Below are 19,139 nucleotides of genomic sequence, written 5' to 3' on the forward strand. Positions count from 1 at the left end.
TCATCGAAGGCACGCCAGCTCGCACGTTTGACGGTGTTCACACACCAGCCTGTGGGCGCCGGCGTGCCTGCGATGGCACCCGAAAAGTTCACCCCATTCGTTCGCGCAGATACTCCACCACCGCGCCCTGCTCCCCGGCAAACTCGATCCGCGCGCCTTTGCTTTCACGCTGGAACGCGTACATCGGGTCGTAGTACTCGCGCAGCAGCCCCTCGATCCAGACCCGATGCAAATCCACTGCGCCACTGCGCGCCTGCTCCGCCAGGGCGTCCTGCATCACCGCTTGCAGTCGCTGGAAACGTTCGCCACCGAGGCGCTTGTGAATATTGGCCAGGCTCTGGGTCAGCCGCTCGGCAAACAGCGCGTGGCCCTGCTCGCCAAATACGTCGACGAACTCCGCACACAGGTCCACGACATAATCGCGCAGGATGCGTTCGACTCGCCCCTCGACGCTGTCCTCCAGCCAAACCATGGGATAAGTCTGCATCCCCTTGTGCAATGGCAACGGCAACGCACAACTGCCAATCATGCGGCTCTCGTCCTCGACCACGAATCCCTCGATGCCGCCGGCACGTTTCTTCAGCAGGTCCACTGCCAGGCGGTTTTCAAAGTCGATGTTGGACGGCTGGCCCGTAGCGCGCTTACCGAAGCTGGAACCGCGATGGTTGGCATGCCCCTCCAGATCCAGGGCATTGCGCAACTGGCCGAGGACTTCGGTCTTGCCAGTGCCGGTCATACCGCCCAGCAACACGAAATCACATTGTGTGGCCGCTTGCTCGACGGTCTCCAGCAAAAAGGACCGCATGGCCTTATAGCCGCCGCCGACACGCGGGTATTCAATGCCCGCCTCGGTCTTGAGCCATTGCTGCACGATCTGCGAACGCAGACCGCCGCGAAAGCAGTACAGGTAGCCCTCGGGATTGGCCTGGGCGAACTGCGCCCACTGTTCGATGCGTTGCGCCTTGATCGCGCCGGACACCAGTTCGTGCCCGAGCACGATTGCCGCTTGCTGGCCCTGCTGCTTGTAGCAGGTGCCGACACGCTGGCGTTCATCGTCGGTCATCAGCGGCAGATTGACGGTCCCAGGGAACGCGCCTTTGACGAATTCGACCGGCGCGCGGGTGTCCATCATCGGCCGGTCATTGAGGAAGATGTCGCGGTAGTCAGTGATGTCAGTCGCCATCAAAACACCTCTACCGCGTGGCGCTGTCGCTCAACCAATGCGCCGATAGGCTCAAGGCTCAGGCCCAGTTCCGCGGCCACTGAATGGAACTCGGCGTCGCCCTCGGGGGTGACCGCTATCAAAAGCCCGCCACTGGTCTGCGGATCGCACAGCACGCGCTTATGCAACTCCTGCAGACGCCCGAGCTTGCTGGAATAACTGTCAAAGTTGCGCAGGGTCCCCCCCGGCATACAGCCCTGCTCCAAGTAGTCCTCAATCCCAGGCAGGCGTGGGACTTTTGCGTATTCGATGCGTGCCGACACCCCGCTGCCGTCAGCCATTTCCACCAAATGTCCCAAGAGGCCGAAGCCAGTGACGTCGGTCATGGCCGTTACCCCCGCCAGTTTGCCGAAACGGCTGCCAGGCTTGTTAAGGGTACACATCCAGTCACGTGCCAGGCCGATGTCTGCCTCGCGCAATTTGCCCTTCTTCTCAGCGGTGGTCAGGATGCCGATGCCAATGGGCTTGGTGAGATACAGGCGGCAACCGACGGTAGCGGTATCATTGCGCTTCATATGGCGCTTTTGCACGATACCGGTCACCGCCAGCCCGAAGATCGGCTCCGGGGCGTCGATGGAGTGACCGCCCGCCAGGGGAATACCGGCTTCATCGCATACCGAACGGCCGCCACGGATCACCTCCCGGGCAATCTCCGGCGCCAGCACATTGACCGGCCAGCCGAGAATGGCGATGGCCATCAGCGGGTCGCCGCCCATAGCGTAGATGTCGCTGATTGCGTTGGTGGCAGCAATCCGGCCGAAATCGAAGGGGTCATCGACAATCGGCATAAAGAAGTCAGTGGTCGAGACCACGCCGCGCTCGTCATCAATCGCGTACACCGCCGCGTCATCGCGCGACGCGTTGCCCACCCACAGGTTGGGATCGAGGTTCTGTGCGCCGCTACCGGCGAGGATCACCTCCAATACCTGGGGCGATATCTTGCAACCGCATCCCGCGCCATGGCTGTACTGGGTAAGACGAATCGGCTCGTTCATGGTGGACCTCACGCTATCAAGTGCGCGAATTCTAACAGACAGCAAAAGCCGGCTGGGCTCTTGTGAGCGCAGCCGGCCTATTGGGTGCAGCGGTTACTGACGGGCAGCCAGCAAACGCTTGTGACGGTTACGTCGGGCGATGTTCAGGCACTCGATCGCCGCCGAGAACGCCATGGCCGCATACACGTAGCCTTTAGGCACATGGGCGCCGAAGCCTTCGGCGATCAACGTCATACCGATCATGATCAGGAAGCCCAGGGCCAGCATTACCACGGTCGGGTTGTCGTTGATGAACTTGGCCAACGGCTCGGCCGCCACCAGCATCACGATCACCGAGGTCACGACGGCAATGATCATGATCGGCAAGTGCTCGGTCATGCCCACGGCGGTGATGATGCTGTCGATGGAGAACACCAGGTCGAGCAACAGGATCTGGCCGATGGCCGCGGCGAAACCGATGGCCACGACGTTGCCAGCGCTGGTTTCCTTCTCTTCCGGCTCCGGGTCCATGCTGTGATGGATCTCGGTGGTCGCCTTCCACACCAGGAACAGGCCACCGGCGATCAGGATCATGTCCTTCCACGAAAACGCCTGGCCAAACACTTCGAATACCGGCGCGGTCAACTGCACGATGAACGCGATGGTACTCAACAGGCCCAGACGCAACACCAACGCCATGCTGATACCGATGCGCCGCGCCTTGGCTCGATGCTGCTCCGGCAGCTTGTTGGTGAGGATCGAGATGAAGATCAGGTTATCGATGCCCAGCACGATCTCCATGACGATCAAGGTCGCCAGGGCAACCCAGGCGGTGGGGCTGGCGGCCAGTTGTAAAAGGTAATCCATAGGTCAGTCCTGACGTTGTGCGGGAAAATTAGGCTTCTTTGCTGTTCGATTCTGTTTCTTTCTCTTCCTGATCATCCTTCTTCTGTGGGTTGATCAGGCCATTTGTCGCTTCACTCAATGCCTGCTCGGCCGCCTTATGCGTGTCATCGATGGCTTGCTTGGCCGATTCGGTGGCCTTGCCCAGCACCTGCTGCGCGCTTTTTTCGACCTGATCGCAGCCGCTGATCACCACCAATGAAAGCGCAAGCAACGATGCCGCGCCCAGGGAATTGAGTTTCATGATGTCTTCCTCGTTAGAACCATTGGGTCCAGATAGTGGCCCCGCGATAGCGAGGCATTCTATGCAGGTGAACAGTTCAGGAAAATTCGTATTTTTCTCGCGTATACTTCGATTTTTACGAAGTGATGATCGCCATGCTCAATTACCGACAACTGCACTATTTTTGGGTGGTGGCCAAGACTGGCAGCATCGTGCGTGCGTGTGAGCAGCTTAACCTCACGCCCCAGACCATCAGCGGGCAGATTAGCCTGTTGGAACAAACCTTTGGTATAGCGCTGTTTCAGCGCGTCGGCCGTCAACTGGAATTGACTGAAGCCGGACGCCAGGCCCTGCCCTATGCCGAGCAGATGTTCCAGACCGGCAATGAATTGGAGGCCATGCTGCGCGCGCAGCCCAATGAACAGCAGATCCTGTTCCGCGTCGGCGTGGCGGATGTGGTGCCCAAGTCCATCGTCTACCGGCTGATTGCGCCGACCATGGAGTTGAGCGAGGCGATCCGCATTACCTGCCGCGAAGACAAGCTCGAACGCCTGCTGGCCGACCTGGCCATCCAGCGCCTGGACCTGGTGATTTCCGACAGCCCCATGCCGACACACTTGGACATCAAGGGCTACAGCCAGAAGTTGGGCGAGTGTGGCATCAGCTTTTTCGCCACCCAGGCGTTGGCTGACACATACGGCGGGGATTTCCCACAATGCCTGCACGGCGCGCCACTATTGATTCCAGGGGCGGAAACCGTGGTCCGCAGTCGTTTGCAGCGCTGGTTTGCCGAACAGCAGATCCAACCAAAAATCATCGGTGAATTCGACGACAGCGCCTTGATGCAGGCATTCGGCCAATCCGGCAGCGGGATCTTTATCGCCCCCAGCGTGATTGCCGATGAAGTGGTGCGCCAGTACGGCGTGGCGCTGATTGGCCAGACCGTGGCGGTGACCGAGTCGTTCTACGCGATCTCGGTGGAACGCAAGGTCAAGCACCCCGGCATCGTGGCGATTACCGAAGGCGCTCGACGGGAGTTGTTCACCACCCTGCCCTGACGGCTCAGGCCTGGGAGGCGACCGGTTGCTTGGCGGTCATCAGCCACAACGCCAGCAGGATCGACACGAGGATAAACCCGGACGCGGCAAAGCCCAGGCTGCCCAAGCCGAGGGTGTCGATCACATGGCCACCCACCATGGCGCCCAGGCCGATTCCCAGGTTGGCCCCGGCGATGTTGAGTGACGCCGCAAATGCCGGTGCATGAGGCGCGGCCTTCATCAAGCGCACATGGCTGACCAGAAACATCGCCGCCTGGGTCACGCCCCACACGGCCATCGCCGCTGCCAGGCCAATGGTGGAATGGATCGCTGGCACCAGCGCCACCATGCCCGCAATCATGAAGCCGCAGAACACCATCGACGCGATCAACGGGTGGCGATCCACCGCACGCCCGCCCAACGAATTGCCAATCAGCCCGACGGCACCGAAGCCCATCAGGCACCAGCCCACCAACGTACCGTCGAAACCGGCCAGGCGCTCCAGGATGTCCGCTAAGTAGGTGTATGCCGTGAACATGCCGCTGAACACCAAAATCGACAGCAGGATATGCCCCTGCATCAGCGGGTTACGCAGGATCTTGAACTGCGAGCGCAACGTCACTTCATCATTCTTGGGCTGGGTCACCGGCAGGTAGATAAACAGCAGCAAGGCCTTGGCCAACGCCACCACCGCGAGAATGGCAAACGCGGCGCGCCAGCCGAACATATCGGCAATCAAGGTACCCACCGGAATGCCGAAGACCGTGGCGCAGACGATACCAAAGCCGATCTTCTCGATGGCACGCCCGGCGAATTCCGGGCCGACGATGTCCACCGCCGTCTCGCTGGCCAACGCCCAGAACACCGGCAGCCCCAGCGCCGGGATCAACCGCGCCAATGCCATCACCCAGATATTCGGTGCCAGCGCCGCCACCGTATTGGCCACGCCGAACAGGATCAGGATGCTGATGAACAGCCGTTTGCGTGGGAAACGCGCGCAATAGGCTGTCAGAAACGGACCAAAGGCCGCCACGGTAAACGCGAACAAGGTCACCAGCAGCCCAGCCTGGGACACACTCACATTCAGGTCCCGCGCGATGGAGGGCAGCAGGCCGACAATGACGAATTCCGTGGTCAGCACCGTAAAGCCGGCGGCTGACAGCAGCAGGATGGGAAACAACATGAAAACTCCAGAAACGACGACATCAACGACAGCCCGAAGGGCCCGCTGACGGAAGAAAAGATGAGAGGACGGAATCTTAACAGGATTTTGCAAAGACTGGGACGGGCGGGTGACGCAATGCCGCACAGGCGAGGACATTTCCTACAGCGTGCTAGACTTCGCGATCCGCGTCCTACAGCCATTTCTGCGTACGCCGCTGTGCCTCCAAAAACTAGAGACAAGTGTTATGACTGCTGCCCCATCCCTCCTGCAACGACTGGCGCGCGTCAGCCTGGTCACGCAAATCGTCATCGGCCTGATCGCCGGCATCCTGCTCGCCCTGCTGCTGCCCGAGGCGGCCAAGGCCACCGGGTTTATCGGCAAGGTGTTCGTCACGGCGCTCAAAGCCGTGGCACCGATCCTGGTGTTTGTGCTGGTGATGGCGTCGATCGCCAACCATAAGCACGGCCAGGAAACCCATATCAAGCCGATCCTGTTCCTGTACCTGCTGGGCACCTTTGCTGCCGCCGTCGTCGCGGTAATTGCCAGCATGTGGTTCCCCTCCTCGCTGGTGCTGGCAACCCATGATGCAACGGTCAGCGCACCGGGCGGCATTGGTGAGGTGTTGCAAAGCCTGCTGTTGAGCGTGGTGGACAACCCGGTCAGCGCGCTGATGAACGCCAACTTCATCGGCATCCTGGCCTGGGCCATCGGTATGGGCGTAGCCATCCGTCATGCCGGCGAGACCACGCGCACCGTACTCGACGACCTGTCCAATGGCGTCACGCTGATCGTGCGTGTGGTGATCCGCTTTGCGCCGTTGGGCATTTTCGGCCTGGTAGCCTCGACCCTGGCCACTTCCGGCTTTGGCGCCCTGCTCGGCTACGCCCACCTGCTGGTGGTGCTGATCGGCTGCATGTTGTTCGTGGCGCTGGTGGTCAACCCGGCCATTGTGTTCTGGAAACTGCGCCGCAATCCGTATCCATTGGTGCTGATGTGCCTGCGTGAAAGCGGTATCACCGCGTTCTTCACCCGCAGTTCGGCGGCGAACATCCCGGTCAACCTGGCCTTGAGCAAACGCCTGGGCCTGCATGAAGACACCTACTCGGTGTCGATCCCACTCGGTGCCACCATCAACATGGCCGGTGCTGCGATCACCATCACCGTGCTGACCCTGGCCGCCGTGCACACCTTGGGCATCGCCGTCGACCTGCCAACTGCCGTGCTGCTCAGTGTGGTCGCGGCCATCTGCGCCTGCGGTGCTTCCGGCGTGGCGGGCGGCTCGCTGTTGCTGATCCCGCTGGCGTGCAGCTTGTTTGGCATTCCCAGTGACATCGCCATGCAAGTAGTCGCCGTGGGTTTCATCATCGGTGTGCTACAGGATTCGGCGGAAACCGCGCTGAACTCGTCCACCGATGTACTGTTCACTGCCGCCGCTTGCCTGGGCAAGGAAGAACAGCCGGCTTAATCGCCAGCCACAAAAAAGCCCGGGGCCGTTCACTGAAGAACGACCCCGGGCTTTTTTGTGGCTGGATGCTTAGAAAGCGCCCATGTAGTCGCGCTTGCCCACTTCCACGCCATTGTGACGCAGCAGAGCGTAGGCGGTGGTGACGTGGAAGAAGAACTGCGGCAGGCCGTAGGTCAGCAGGTAGGACTGGCCGCTGAAGCGCTTTTCTTTCGGCGTGTCTGGGCGAGTGATGATCTCGATGCCTTCCTTGCCGTCGATCTGCTCGGGCTTGATGGTGTCGACAAAGGCCAACACTTTGGCGATCAGGGCTTGCAGGTCGGCAAAGGTGACTTCGGTATCTTCATATTTCGGCACTTCGAGCTCGGCCAGGCGTGCGGAAACGCCCTTGGCGAAGTCGACAGCGATCTGCACCTGGCGAACCAGTTGGAACATGTCCGGGAACAGGCGTGCCTGCAGCAAGGCGTTCGGCTCGATGTTCTTGGCGGTGGCGTGGGCTTCGGCTTTGGTCAACACACCGCTCAGGGCGGTGAGCATTTGCTTGAAGACCGGGATGGAGGCGGCGTACAGGGAAATAGTCATGGCAGTCTCTGGGTAATGTCACGGTTTGAACCAGCGGCGATTATAGACATGCCGGGCGCTTGTCTTTTATTTTTTCCGGCTTACGCTAGTGAGCTCACTGCATAGGGAAAGCGCGATGACCGCCGAGCACGACACCGAGACCCCTGAGCCGCGCCTGAACAGCACGGAAATCCGCATCCTGGGCTGCCTGATCGAAAAACAGGCGACCAACCCGGAAACCTATCCCCTGACTCTCAATGCGCTGGTACTGGCCTGCAACCAGAAGACCAGTCGCGAACCCGTCATGAACCTCAGTCAGGGCCAGGTCGGCCAAAGCCTGCGCGCATTGGAGGGCCAGGGTTTTACCCGCCTGGTGATGGGCAGCCGCGCCGACCGTTGGGAACATCGGGTGGACAAGGCACTGGAACTGGTGCCAGCCCAGGTCATCCTGATTGGCTTGTTATTCCTGCGAGGGCCGCAGACGGTCAACGAACTGCTCACCCGCAGCGGGCGCATGCATGATTTTGAAGATACTGAGCAGGTGGTGCACCAGCTTGAGCGTTTGATTGCGCGAGGGTTGGCGCTGCTGGTGCCGCGTCAGGCCGGGCAACGGGAAGATCGGTATACCCATGCGCTGGGTGACCCGGCGGACATCGAGACGATTATTGCGGCGCGGGGTAGCCCGGCAGAGCGTGGGGTTGGGGTTTCCGTGGACCGGATTGAAGAGCTGGAAGCGCGGATTGCAGCGTTGGAAGAGCGGTTGGCGCTACTGGAACAGGCCTAAAACAGTCAACGTGTGGGAGCGGGCTTGCTCGCTCCCACGTTCGTTCCAGGCAAGGCTTCAGTTTCGGGCGAAGGCCACTGCCGCCTGAAACTGCTCATCGGTCGGCCGCACGCCGGTATAGAGCACAAACTGCTCCAGCGCTTGGATGGCAATGACTTCCAAGCCGGTAATCACCCGCTTGCCCTGGGCCCTTCCACGCACGATCAATGGTGTTTCCGAGGGGATCGCAACCACATCGAACACAGTCTCCGCGACATCCACCGCATCAGCGTCAAACGCCAACGCGTCTGCCTCAGCCCCGCCGGTCATGCCGATGGGCGTCACGTTGATCAGCATCTGCGGACGCATATCCGCCAATTCGGCTCGCCACTCATATCCCAGGTTCTGCGCCAGCGCCCGGCCTGCTGCTTCGTTGCGCGCAACGATTACGCCATTGGCGTAACCACCGTCACGCAAGGCACTGGCCACGGCCTTGGCCATACCGCCGCTGCCACGCAGAGCGAAGGTCGAGTCCTTAGGCACGGCATGCTTCTTCAGCAGTTGCTCGATGGCGATGTAGTCGGTGTTATAGGCCTTGAGGTGCCCGTCGGTGTTGACGATGGTGTTCAGGGAGTCGATGGCTTGAACCGAATCGTCCAGTTCATCCACTAAGGCAATGGCAGCCTCCTTGAAGGGCATGGAAACCCCGCAACCCCGTACGCCCAGCGCGCGGATACCACCGATCGCGCCGGGCAAATCCTGGCTGCTGAAGGCTTTATAGTAGAAGTTCAGACCCAACTGCTCGTACAGGTGGTTATGAAACCGCAGGCCGAAATTCCCGGGGCGCGCCGACAGAGACATGCACAGTTGGGTGTCCTTGTTGGGGTGCATCTGCATGGATAACTCCTTTGAGTAAGCAATTGGGTACAGACCTTACACAACCTTTACCTAGCGGCTGTGCTGTTTTTCAGAAATACGTTGTCTTAAAAGTATCCCCGCGACATTACTTGAATCTATTGATTGCAGACCACAAGCGCTGGGGCTAACCGAGGAATGACCATGATTCGTACAATCCCCAAGATCGCCTTGCTGGTTGGCGCACTCGCGATGGCAGGCCAAGCCTCCGCCCATGGTGGTGGTTGGGGTGGCCCGGCCGTATTGGGTGCTTTAGTCGGCGCAGCCGTCGTGGGCTCCGTGGTTGCCAGCCAGCCGCGTGACGTCTACGTGCAGCAGCCGGTGTATGTGCAACCGCAGCCGGTGTACGCCGCGCCGCCGGTCTACTACGCACCGCCGCCACCGGTGTATGTGCAACAGCAGGTTTATTATCGTCCGGCGCCGGTGTATTACGGCCCACCGCGTGGCTATTACGGTCCACCACGCGGCTACTACGGCCCTCCCCACGGCTATTACGGTCGCGGCTGGTAAGCGGATCGCCTGAAACAGGCCTCGCCGGATTGCGGGGCCTTTTTTTTGCCTGGAAAGTCCGGATTCATGCCGTCAAGGTCGCTCTGAGGACAATGCCCGGTGCGCAATCGCACATCATCGACACCAATGTCTACTTGCTCGAACCGGCCTTGCGCTGTCATGTTTGTGTCACGACAGCCTTCCACTATCGATCCTGTCCACCCAATAACAACAAGGACGACTGACCATGCCCACGCAAAACCCGCACCGCACCGCTGGCCTCTGCACATCCAGCAAAGTCTACAGCGCCCTCACCGAACTCAAGCACCTGGAGGGCCACCGCAGCGCCAAATTCCTCGCGCTGCTGGCGGAAAACCTGGTGCGCAAGGGTCTGCTCAGCGAGCAGGAAGTGGTGAACATGCTCGATCAAGTGGTGGACTGACGTCTCGCGTCGATGTCGACTATCGAGCCAGGTGATTTTTCCTAGATCAGCCTGCCCCGTACAGTGACCTCCATAGCAATCGGAGGTCCTTATGGCCACTATTCAGATCATGTCCGTCATCGGCAGCGCCGTCCCCGCCCCTCTTCGCCAGCTGGGCTTGCTCGCCTGCTGGTACCTGGTTCGCGATGGCGAAGCCATCAGTGGTCCTTTTATAAGCAGCCGTGAAGCAGCTGCAAGCCTCAAGCTTGAAGCTGCCTTTTAGGGCAACGGCAACTTGACTCGCGGCTTGCTCTCCACGAACAACGCCCAACTGGACATGAACAAGGCCGCCACCAGCGGCCCGATCACGAAGCCGTTCAAGCCAAAGACCGACAAACCGCCCAGGGTCGAGATCAGGATCAGGTAATCCGGCATCTTGGTGTCCTTGCCCACCAGGATCGGCCGCAACACATTGTCCACCAGGCCGATCACAAACACGCCAAACAGCGCCAGCACCACGCCCTGCCAGATTGCGCCGCTCAATAAGAAGTAGGCGGCTACCGGCCCCCAGACAATCCCCGCGCCCACCGCCGGCAACAACGACAGAAACGCCATCAGTACCGCCCAGAGCAATGCACTGGGAATATCCAGGAACCAGAAGATCAACCCGCCGAGCGCACCCTGGGTCACGGCCACCAGCACGTTGCCCTTGACCGTGGCACGCACCACCCGATTGAACTTGAGTTGCAACCGGCGCTTTTGTGGCTCGGCCAACGGCACCGCGGTGCGCACCTTACGTACCAGTTCAGGGCCATCGCGCAGCAGGAAATACAGCAGATACAACATGATGAAAAAGCTCACCAGGAAATCAAACGTGCCCTGGCCGAAGCTGAATGCCTGAGTGGCAAAGAACTGACTGCCTTGCATTGCGCTCTTGACGATTTTCTCGCGCAACCCTTCAAGGTTGCCCATGCCGAAACGGTCCAGCAGGTGCTGGAAGTACGGCGGCAACACATTCTTGAACTGCTCGATATACCCGGCCACGTCCAGCTTGCCGCTTTCGATGTTCTTGTAGAGCGTCGCGCCCTCTTGCACCAGCAAGGCGCTGGTGATGATCACCGGCAGGATCGCGATGATCAGGCAGGCACTCAAGGTGGCCAGGGAAGTGAGGTTGCGGTTCCAGCCAAAGCGCTGCTGCAGGCGCCGCTGCATCGGGGCAAAGATGATGCCGAGGATCACCGCCCAGAACACCGCGCCGTAGAACGGCAGCAATATCCAGATAAACGCGATGGTCACCAGGCCCAGCAACAACAGCAGGGTCTTGAATTGCAGATTGGTTTGATTCATGTCCGGTCCATGTCAGAAAAGCAGAGGTCCCTTGTAGACCCTGTTGCTTAGTCCGCAGCGAAACCTGGGAGTGCCCTCGGTTATTGAACAAGCATAGACCGCATCACTGAATGGCCTTGGCTTCGCTCAACAACGTCTGGATCATCTGCTCCTGCGCGTCATAACGGCCTTCGCCGAAGTGGGTGTAACGCACTTGCCCCTTGGCATCGATCAGGTAATGGGCGGGCCAGTACTGGTTGTCGAAGTTGCGCCAGATCGCGTAGTTGTTGTCGATGGCCACCGGGTAGGTGATACCCAGCTTGCGCACCTGGTCCTTGACGTTGCCGATGATGCGTTCATAGCCGTATTCCGGGGTGTGCACGCCGATCACCACCAAGCCGTCCTTCTCGTACTTCTTCGCCCATTGCTTCACATACGGCAGCGTGTGCTGGCAGTTGATGCAGTCATAGGTCCAGAAGTCCACCAGCACCACTTTGCCTTTCAAGGATTCGCCGGTGAGTTCGGGTGAGTTGAGCCACTCGACCGCGCCGGCCAGCGACGGCATGGCACCGTTGGCATTGTCCTGGCCAGGGTCGGCCTTGACCTTGCTCACCACGTAATCCACAACTTTGGGCACGTTTTCCAGTACGCCCTTTTCCAGGCTGCTGACACCTTCGGACGACGTACCGGCGAGTAAGGTTTTGTCCGCACCGGTGGAGATCACCACTGCTGCAGCCAGTACCGCCACACCTGCCCCACGGCGCAGCCAACCGGTCACCGGAATCGAGGCCTTGAGTCGATTGACCAAGCCGCGCCCGGCAAAGATCAGCGTGCCCAGGGACAAGGCGCTGCCCAGGCCGTAGGCCACCAGCAACAGGCTGGTCTGTGCATTGGCGCCTTGCAGCATCGCGCTGGTCAGGATCACGCCCAGGATCGGCCCGGCGCACGGCGCCCACAGCAGGCCTGTGGCGACGCCGATCAGGACCGACTTCAGCGGGCCGGACAGCGTGCGGCTGTCAGGATCGAGACGGTTGCCCAACACCACAAAGGGGCGTGCCAGCCAGCCACCGACCCGTGCCGAGATCAGCGACAGCGCAAACAGCCCCATCACGATCAGCGCCACATGGCGGCCGGTGTTATTGGCCTGTATTACCCACTCCGTGCTGACCACGGCCAGGCTGGAAATCAGCGCGAAGGTCAGGACCATGCCGCCGAGGGTCAGCAGGATCGAACGGCGGGTGCGGTCGACGCCGGCGAACAGAAACGGCACCACCGGCAGGATACAAGGACTGAGGACGGTCAGGACGCCGCCCAGGAATGCGATGAGTAGCATGGTGTTCACCTTATCGAGTGGGGAGACGGCTTCACGCCGTCTGGTGGTCCAGCGCCTGGCCAAGCGGTGTGCGACGGCTGCCGTCCTCCACCAGCAGGTCTTGGCCGGCGCCGTGTTGCACCGGGGTCAGTTGGAAACACGTGCTGGCGGCGCAGCTGCTTTTCTCCATCGCGGCGTTGGCGTGCACGGCAGTGCCGGCGAGGGCAAAGGCGGTGGCGGTCAAAAAGCGGGTCAGATGGTTCATGGCGGTTTTCCTGTGGCAAAAAATGGGAGAGGTCAGCGCGACTCAGTTGTCGCCGATGCAGCCGTCGCCGAACTTGAGGTAATCCAGCACCTGGGTCTTGTCGTGGGAGTCCAGGTAGGTCATGCGCGCATTCACCACGCCACAGGCGGGCTTGGAGTCCTGGCTCATCGACACCACTTGCTTGATGTCCAGGTGGGTGCCGTAGGTGTAGGTTTGCGCGGCAGTGGCGGCTTCGGCGCGGGCCGACAAGGTGCAGATGTTCAGGGCGGCAAACAGGCAGGCGGCGTAGATGGCTTTGGTGTTCATGGCGGTTGACTCCAGGTTTTCAGGGTTGGAGGCGGTGTGCCTCGTTGGAATCAATTAGAAGCCCCTGAGGTATCGCGCCTGTGTCGGAAAACCGCGCGGATAAATCGATACGTATCCACAGCCCCCGCCGATACACAGCGATACAAAAAGCCCAAAGGACGACCTGGATCAATAAACCGCCCTCGCCGCTCGGCTACCTTCGCGACCTTTTGCGACCCGTGCCCATGCCTCCCATCCTCGCCCCCGAACTGCTCGCGCCCGCCGGCACCCTGAAAAACATGCGTTACGCCTTTGCCTACGGCGCCGATGCCGTCTACGCCGGCCAGCCGCGCTACAGCCTGCGGGTGCGCAATAACGAGTTCGATCACGCCAACCTGGCACTCGGCATCCAGGAAGCCCACGTGTTGGGCAAGCGTTTTTATGTGGTGGTGAACATCGCGCCGCACAACGCCAAGCTGAAGACCTTCCTCAAGGACCTGGCCCCGGTGATCGCCATGGGGCCGGACGCGCTGATCATGTCCGACCCCGGATTGATCATGCTGGTGCGCCGGCACTTCCCGCAGATGCCGATCCACTTGTCGGTGCAGGCCAATACGGTGAACTGGGCCAGTGTGGAGTTCTGGCAGCAGCAAGGCATCTGCCGGGTAATTCTGTCGCGGGAGTTGTCTCTGGAAGAAATCGATGAGATCCGCCAGCAAGTGCCGGCCATGGAGCTGGAAGTGTTTGTGCACGGCGCGTTGTGCATGGCCTATTCCGGACGCTGCCTGCTCTCGGGCTATATGAACAAGCGCGATGCCAACCAGGGCACCTGCACCAATGCCTGTCGCTGGAAATATCAGGCGACCCCGGCTGTGGAAAACGCCACGGGGGATATCGTTCAGCAATGCCAACCCACCCTGGGCACTGGCGCGCCCACCGATCAGGTGTTCCTGCTGCAAGAGGCCAACCGCCCCGATGAACAGATGCCCGCCTTCGAAGACGAGCACGGCACCTACATCATGAACGCCAAGGACCTGCGCGCCGTGCAGCACGTGGAGCGCCTGACCCGGATGGGCGTGCATTCACTGAAGATCGAAGGCCGCACCAAGTCGCACTTCTACTGCGCGCGCACCACCCAGGTGTATCGGCAGGCCATTGATGATGCGGTGGCCGGTCGCGCCTTCGACCGCAACCTGATGACCGACCTCGAATCCCTGGCCCAGCGCGGCTACACCGAAGGTTTCTTGCGCCGCCATGTGCACGATGAATACCAGAACTACCAGAACGGCAGCTCAGTGTCCGAACGCCAGCAGTTCGTCGGCGAGCTGACTGGCGAGCGCCGGGGCGGGCTGGCCGAGGTCAAGGTGAAAAACCGCTTCGCCCTGGGCAATCACCTGGAATTGATGACCCCTGCCGGCAACTTCCACTTTGACCTGGAGAGAATGCACAACAGCCAGGACGAGGCTGTGGAGGTCGCGCCGGGGGATGGGCACACGGTGTACGTGCCGGTCCCGGCGGAGATGGATGTGCGCTTCGGCTTGCTGATGCGCGACCTATAACGGTATCGCGTTCAACCAGACACTGAAGCGGGTCGGCCCGTGACAGGAGATGAGTCCTCTTATGGCTGATCAGATCCGGAACTGGCCGACCAACTGCCCCAGGCGCTGACCCAGCTCCGCCAAGCTGCGGGACGTCTGGGCGCCCAATTGGGTTTCGTCGGCGACGCTGTCCACCGCCACAGCGATCTGATGCACGCTGCGGTTGATTTCCTCGGCAACGGCGGTCTGCTCTTCGGCGGCGCTGGCGATCTGGGCGTTCATCGAATTGATGGTGCCGATCAACTGAGCCATGGTGTCCAGGGAGGCTCCGGCTTCGTTGGCCTGGGCCGAGGTGCCGTCGCCGGCATCGCTGGAACGGCGCATGGCCTCCACCGCGGCCTCGGTGCCTTTTTGCAGGCGGTCGATCATGCCCTGGATTTCCTGGGTGCTGGTCTGGGTGCGGCTGGCCAGGGCGCGTACTTCGTCGGCCACTACCGCAAAACCACGCCCAGCCTCGCCTGCCCTTGCGGCTTCGATGGCGGCGTTGAGTGCCAGCAGGTTGGTCTGTTCGGCGATGGAACGGATCACGCTGAGCACACTGACGATGGAAGACACGTCCTGCTGCAGGCTGTCGAGGGACACGCCGCTGCTGCGGATGTCGTTCACCAGCGCATGGATCTGCGCAATGCTGCCGTCCACCACACGCTTGGCGGCCTGGCCTTCGGCATCGGTTTGCTGGGCAGCGACCGAGGCACCCTGGGCACTGCGCGCCACTTCTTGCGCAGCCGACGACATCTGGTTGATCGCGGTGGCAACCTGGTCGGTCTCGTGGCGCTGGCGTTCCATGGCCTGTTCGGAACGCTGGGCCTGGTCGGAAACCTGACTGACCAGGCCGGTGAGTTGGCTGGTCATCTCGGTGATCTGGCGCACCAGGCCGTGGATCTTGTCAACAAAACGGTTGAACGCCCCCGCCAGATCGCCCAGTTCGTCCTGGCTGGTGATGGCCAGGCGGCGGGTCAAGTCACCTTCGCCGGCCGCGATGTCGTCGAGGTTGGCTTTCATCAAGTGCAGTGGACGCAGGATAGTATTGGCCAGCAGCATGCCAACGGCAGCGATCACCAACAGCAGCACCACGGCCACGCCGAGAATGCTCAGCAGCACGCCCTCCATGCGTTTCTGCACCTTGGCTTCGACCACCGCGACTTGGGCTTCAATACCGTCCAGGTTTACCGACGTACCGATGACCATGTCCCATTTCGGCAGGTATTCGGTGTAGCCCATCTTGGGCACCAATTCGGTCTGGCCCGGCTGGGTCGAGCTGTATTGCAGGTAGTGGGTGCCGTCCTTGCCGACCTTGACCAGGTCTCGGTTGACGTACACGCCATTGGGGTCTCGGTTGTCCTTGAAGCTCTTGCCCACGCCGTCGGGGCTGTTGCCCTTGAACAGGCGGATGGTCTCGGAGTCGTAGCCGAAGAAGTAGCCGTCCTTGCCGTAGCTCGTGTTGGACAGCAGTTTGACCACCTGCGCACGCGCAGCGGTATCGCCAGGCGCGGCCGCGTCGTAGAGCGGCTTGATGGTGCTCATGGCCACTTCGACATAACTTTGCAGGGTGGCCTTGGCGTCGTTGAGCAGGCGCTGGCGGGTTTCTTCCACCTCGTTGCGCGCCTGGCCCTGCAAAATCCACACGGTGGTCAGGCTGATGACCACGGCAAACAGCAGCACCGGCACTACGGCGAGGGACAGGACTTTGGCCTTGAGGCTCAGACGCATGGCTTTTCTCTCTCTTATTAGTGGCGACTTGAGAGGTTAACGGCCAATCGCGCGGATTCTGTAGGACCCCAACGTCTGATGGCGCGCGCACTTACTGCTCCAGCTCGGCCATTGCGGCGTTCAGGACAGATACTTTTCCACCAGGGCCAATGCAACGGCCTCGGTCTCGGCATCAGGGATACCCGAGATACCCGCAGGCCGGAAATGCATCTGGAACGCCCGGATGACCTGGCGGGTTTCGTCGTCCAACACGCCGCTCTGCGGGATCGTGTAGCCATAAGTGGCAAGGGCGCGTTGCACAATGCTCACGTCAACCGTTTGAGATTCAGGGCGCCCGGCCAGGTGCTTGTGTACCGTGACTGCGTCTGGCCATGCGCCGATACCGTGTTCGGAAAGCGCCTGCCAGGGAAACAACGGACCGGGGTCGGATTTACGCAAAGGAGCAATGTCACTGTGACCGACAACGTTTTGCGGCTCGATGGCGTAGCGCTTGATCACGTCCGCGGCGAGGTACTTGACCAGCGCCAGTTGCGCTTCAGTGTAGGGGAACCACAACCGCCCGGTGGGGCCTTCAATGAAGCCAGCGTTGACGATCTCGATGCCGATGGAGGTGTCATTGAGGTTGGCCCGGTTTCCCCAATGACTGACGCCGGCGTGCCAGGCGCGTTTTGCCTCCGGCACCAACTGCAAAACCACCGGTAGGTTGTGGTGCTTGTGCGGAGTGCTATAGGCGAGGTAATGCGCGCTGGCGGTGCCGTTGGTCAGCGCATCCAGGGAGTTTTTGTCGTCAAAGACCGTGTAATGCAGGACTAAAAAACGAATCCGCTCGTTCTGGTTTGGGGAGGTGTGTGTGGTGTCAACGGCATAGCCGTTTTTTACAATCAGATTTTCCGGCGCCGTGACGCAGGCTGTCATCATCAGAATGGCGAGCAAAAGGACGGCTTTTTTCATCGGAGTACGTCAACGTCGGGTAAGAAGCTCCGGAATATAAAGACCATCGACAGTCCGACAATCTTCCCCTGCCGAGTGCAGGTCGATTTCAGAAAATCACTACCCAAGCCCGCGACTCTTCCGACAAAAGGCGGCGGCAGGCGCCGCCACCGAGACGAATCTGCAGATATGCGCGGCGAGGCTGTTAGAGCGTCATCGCCGCCAACCAGCCAAACGCCAGCAACGGGAGGTTGTAATGCAGGAACGTCGGTACCACCGTGTCCCAGATATGGTGGTGCTGGCCGTCGACATTCAGGCCGGAGGTCGGGCCGAGGGTGGAGTCCGAGGCCGGCGAACCGGCATCACCCAGTGCACCGGCGGTGCCGACGATGCACACAATGGCCACCGGGCTGAAGCCGAGTTGCACGCACAGCGGCACAAAAATCGCGGCCAGGATCGGCACCGTGGAAAACGAAGAACCAATGCCCATGGTCACCAGCAGCCCCACCAGCAACATCAGCAACGCGCCCACGCCACGGTTATGGCCGATGAACGCCGCCGAGGTTTCCACCAGCGAGCGCACGTCGCCGGTGGCCTTGAGCACTTCGGCAAAGCCCGACGAGGCAATCATGATGAAGCCGATCATCGCCATCATCTTCATGCCTTCGGTGAACAGATCGTCGGTATCGCGCCAGCGCACGATGCCCGACACCGAGAAAATCAGGAACCCGGCCAGGGCGCCGATGATCATCGAGTCCAGCCACAGCTGGATGATGAACGCCGAGGCAATCGCCAGGCCGGCCACCAGCAGCGTCAGCGGGTTGTATTGCACCGCCACTTGCTCGACCCGCTCGATTTTCTCCAGGTCGTACACGCGCTTCTTGCGGTAACTGATAAACACCGCCACCAGCAAGCCCACCACCATGCCGAGTGCCGGCAGGCTCATGGCGTGGGTGACGTTGACCTGGCTGATATCCACGCCGCTCTTGGCCACGTTGGCCAGCAGGATCTGGTTGAGGAAGATATTGCCGAAGCCCACCGGCAAAAACATGTAGGGCGTGATCAGGCCGAAGGTCATCACGCAGGCGATCAGGCGGCGGTCCAATTGCAGCTTGGTCAGCACGTAGAGCAGCGGCGGCACCAGCAACGGAATGAACGCGATGTGGATCGGCAGGATGTTCTGCGAGGCAATCGCCACCACCCACAGCAGGCCGATCAGCAGCCATTTGACGTGGCCGCCGCCACTGGCGTCCTGGCGGTCCACCAGCAGCAGCGCCTTGTCAGCCAGGGCGTGGGCCAGGCCGGATTTGGCAATTGCCACGGCGAAAGCGCCGAGCAAGGCGTAGGACAACGCCACGGTCGCACCACCGCCCAAACCGCCATTGAAGGCTTTGAGCGTGGCGTCTATGCCCAGGCCACCGGTCAAACCACCCACCAGGGCGCCGACGATGATGGCGATGACCACATGCACGCGGGACAAACTGAGCACCAGCATGGTGCCGACCGCGGCAATGACTGCGTTAATCATGGTTACCTCAAGCAGAAAAACATAAAAAACAGGCATGCCCGCGCCCAGGC

The 19,139-nt window shown here is 60.9% G+C and carries 21 protein-coding genes and 1 pseudogene; 7 read left to right on the plus strand and 15 right to left on the minus strand.

The window, feature by feature from the left end:
- Nucleotides 1-88: 88 nt before the first annotated feature.
- From mnmH to AB4O08_RS02685, 4 genes are all read right to left on the minus strand, one after another.
- Nucleotides 89-1,183, minus strand: coding sequence for a tRNA 2-selenouridine(34) synthase MnmH (mnmH, locus tag AB4O08_RS02670; RefSeq protein WP_460114682.1), 1,095 nt, complete (start codon nucleotides 1,181-1,183; stop codon nucleotides 89-91).
- Complete coding sequence (selD, locus tag AB4O08_RS02675) at nucleotides 1,183-2,217, minus strand: selenide, water dikinase SelD (RefSeq protein ID WP_010211332.1); 1,035 nt, start codon at nucleotides 2,215-2,217, stop codon at nucleotides 1,183-1,185. Before selD ends, mnmH begins: the two co-directional genes overlap by 1 nt.
- A gap of 93 nt (nucleotides 2,218-2,310) precedes the next feature.
- Nucleotides 2,311-3,063 carry a TerC family protein gene (locus AB4O08_RS02680; RefSeq protein WP_010211333.1) on the minus strand — a complete coding sequence of 251 codons (753 nt, stop codon included), beginning with the start codon at nucleotides 3,061-3,063 and terminating at the stop codon, nucleotides 2,311-2,313.
- 28 nt (nucleotides 3,064-3,091) lie between these two features.
- The gene (locus AB4O08_RS02685) at nucleotides 3,092-3,343 is read right to left on the minus strand and encodes a hypothetical protein (protein ID WP_010211334.1); all 252 of its coding nucleotides are present in this window, start codon (nucleotides 3,341-3,343) and stop codon (nucleotides 3,092-3,094) included.
- A gap of 134 nt (nucleotides 3,344-3,477) precedes the next feature.
- On the opposite strand from AB4O08_RS02685, the gene nhaR reads away from it, so the two are divergent.
- Nucleotides 3,478-4,380, plus strand: a complete 903-nt coding sequence (gene nhaR / locus AB4O08_RS02690) for a transcriptional activator NhaR (RefSeq protein ID WP_010211336.1) — start codon at nucleotides 3,478-3,480, stop codon at nucleotides 4,378-4,380.
- A gap of 4 nt (nucleotides 4,381-4,384) precedes the next feature.
- Here the strand turns inward: nhaR and AB4O08_RS02695 are convergent, their stop codons facing one another.
- On the minus strand, nucleotides 4,385-5,542 hold the full coding sequence (locus tag AB4O08_RS02695; protein WP_010211338.1) for an MFS transporter: 1,158 nt from the start codon (nucleotides 5,540-5,542) through the stop codon (nucleotides 4,385-4,387).
- A gap of 226 nt (nucleotides 5,543-5,768) precedes the next feature.
- Here AB4O08_RS02695 and sstT point away from each other — a divergent pair, with 226 nt between their 5' ends.
- The gene (sstT, locus tag AB4O08_RS02700) at nucleotides 5,769-6,989 is read left to right on the plus strand and encodes a serine/threonine transporter SstT (protein ID WP_021492028.1); all 1,221 of its coding nucleotides are present in this window, start codon (nucleotides 5,769-5,771) and stop codon (nucleotides 6,987-6,989) included.
- Between the two features lie 69 nt (nucleotides 6,990-7,058).
- On the opposite strand, the gene AB4O08_RS02705 is transcribed toward sstT, so the two are convergent.
- A complete protein-coding gene (locus tag AB4O08_RS02705; RefSeq protein ID WP_460114683.1) occupies nucleotides 7,059-7,568 on the minus strand; it encodes a DUF1993 domain-containing protein in 510 nt (169 codons plus the stop codon).
- Between the two features lie 115 nt (nucleotides 7,569-7,683).
- Here AB4O08_RS02705 and AB4O08_RS02710 point away from each other — a divergent pair, with 115 nt between their 5' ends.
- Entirely contained in the window at nucleotides 7,684-8,331 is a 648-nt protein-coding gene (locus AB4O08_RS02710) for a YceH family protein (protein ID WP_010211343.1), read from the plus strand.
- Nucleotides 8,332-8,388: 57 nt separating this feature from the next.
- On the opposite strand, the gene AB4O08_RS02715 is transcribed toward AB4O08_RS02710, so the two are convergent.
- Nucleotides 8,389-9,207 (minus strand): shikimate 5-dehydrogenase, encoded by an 819-nt coding sequence (locus AB4O08_RS02715; RefSeq protein ID WP_044286959.1) that lies wholly within the window; start codon nucleotides 9,205-9,207, stop codon nucleotides 8,389-8,391.
- Nucleotides 9,208-9,363: 156 nt separating this feature from the next.
- On the opposite strand from AB4O08_RS02715, the gene AB4O08_RS02720 reads away from it, so the two are divergent.
- The 3 genes from AB4O08_RS02720 to AB4O08_RS02730 all read left to right on the plus strand — a co-directional run bounded on the left by AB4O08_RS02720 (nucleotide 9,364) and on the right by AB4O08_RS02730 (nucleotide 10,418).
- Nucleotides 9,364-9,735: a hypothetical protein gene (locus AB4O08_RS02720; RefSeq protein ID WP_047542811.1), complete on the plus strand. Its 372-nt coding sequence runs from the start codon at nucleotides 9,364-9,366 to the stop codon at nucleotides 9,733-9,735.
- Between the two features lie 226 nt (nucleotides 9,736-9,961).
- A complete protein-coding gene (locus AB4O08_RS02725) occupies nucleotides 9,962-10,156 on the plus strand; it encodes a hypothetical protein (protein ID WP_010211349.1) in 195 nt (64 codons plus the stop codon).
- Between the two features lie 91 nt (nucleotides 10,157-10,247).
- Entirely contained in the window at nucleotides 10,248-10,418 is a 171-nt protein-coding gene (locus AB4O08_RS02730; RefSeq protein WP_010211350.1) for a hypothetical protein, read from the plus strand.
- Here AB4O08_RS02730 and AB4O08_RS02735 read toward each other — a convergent pair.
- From AB4O08_RS02735 to AB4O08_RS02750, 4 genes are all read right to left on the minus strand, one after another.
- A complete protein-coding gene (locus tag AB4O08_RS02735) occupies nucleotides 10,415-11,482 on the minus strand; it encodes an AI-2E family transporter (RefSeq protein ID WP_010211353.1) in 1,068 nt (355 codons plus the stop codon). The genes AB4O08_RS02730 and AB4O08_RS02735 overlap by 4 nt on opposite strands.
- A gap of 103 nt (nucleotides 11,483-11,585) precedes the next feature.
- Nucleotides 11,586-12,794 (minus strand): cytochrome c biogenesis protein DipZ, encoded by a 1,209-nt coding sequence (locus tag AB4O08_RS02740; RefSeq protein WP_154847308.1) that lies wholly within the window; start codon nucleotides 12,792-12,794, stop codon nucleotides 11,586-11,588.
- A gap of 31 nt (nucleotides 12,795-12,825) precedes the next feature.
- Nucleotides 12,826-13,038 (minus strand): hypothetical protein, encoded by a 213-nt coding sequence (locus AB4O08_RS02745; protein ID WP_010211376.1) that lies wholly within the window; start codon nucleotides 13,036-13,038, stop codon nucleotides 12,826-12,828.
- Between the two features lie 42 nt (nucleotides 13,039-13,080).
- Nucleotides 13,081-13,344: a DUF2790 domain-containing protein gene (locus tag AB4O08_RS02750; RefSeq protein ID WP_010211377.1), complete on the minus strand. Its 264-nt coding sequence runs from the start codon at nucleotides 13,342-13,344 to the stop codon at nucleotides 13,081-13,083.
- A gap of 224 nt (nucleotides 13,345-13,568) precedes the next feature.
- On the opposite strand from AB4O08_RS02750, the gene trhP reads away from it, so the two are divergent.
- Entirely contained in the window at nucleotides 13,569-14,882 is a 1,314-nt protein-coding gene (gene trhP, locus AB4O08_RS02755; protein WP_198581549.1) for a prephenate-dependent tRNA uridine(34) hydroxylase TrhP, read from the plus strand.
- A 69-nt stretch (nucleotides 14,883-14,951) separates the two neighbouring features.
- Here the strand turns inward: trhP and AB4O08_RS02760 are convergent, their stop codons facing one another.
- The 4 genes and pseudogenes from AB4O08_RS02760 to AB4O08_RS02775 form a co-directional block, all read right to left on the minus strand.
- Nucleotides 14,952-15,773, minus strand: coding sequence for a methyl-accepting chemotaxis protein (locus AB4O08_RS02760; protein WP_370737439.1), 822 nt, complete (start codon nucleotides 15,771-15,773; stop codon nucleotides 14,952-14,954).
- 84 nt (nucleotides 15,774-15,857) lie between these two features.
- Nucleotides 15,858-16,631 (minus strand): annotated as a pseudogene (locus AB4O08_RS02765) (cache domain-containing protein); the annotation flags it as partial.
- A 120-nt stretch (nucleotides 16,632-16,751) separates the two neighbouring features.
- The gene (locus AB4O08_RS02770; protein WP_045792318.1) at nucleotides 16,752-17,582 is read right to left on the minus strand and encodes an N-acetylmuramoyl-L-alanine amidase; all 831 of its coding nucleotides are present in this window, start codon (nucleotides 17,580-17,582) and stop codon (nucleotides 16,752-16,754) included.
- Nucleotides 17,583-17,766: 184 nt separating this feature from the next.
- Nucleotides 17,767-19,086 (minus strand): Na+/H+ antiporter family protein, encoded by a 1,320-nt coding sequence (locus tag AB4O08_RS02775; RefSeq protein ID WP_162098524.1) that lies wholly within the window; start codon nucleotides 19,084-19,086, stop codon nucleotides 17,767-17,769.
- Nucleotides 19,087-19,139: the final 53 nt, after the last annotated feature.

The sequence above is a fragment of the Pseudomonas sp. H3_E07 genome, from assembly GCF_054668895.1.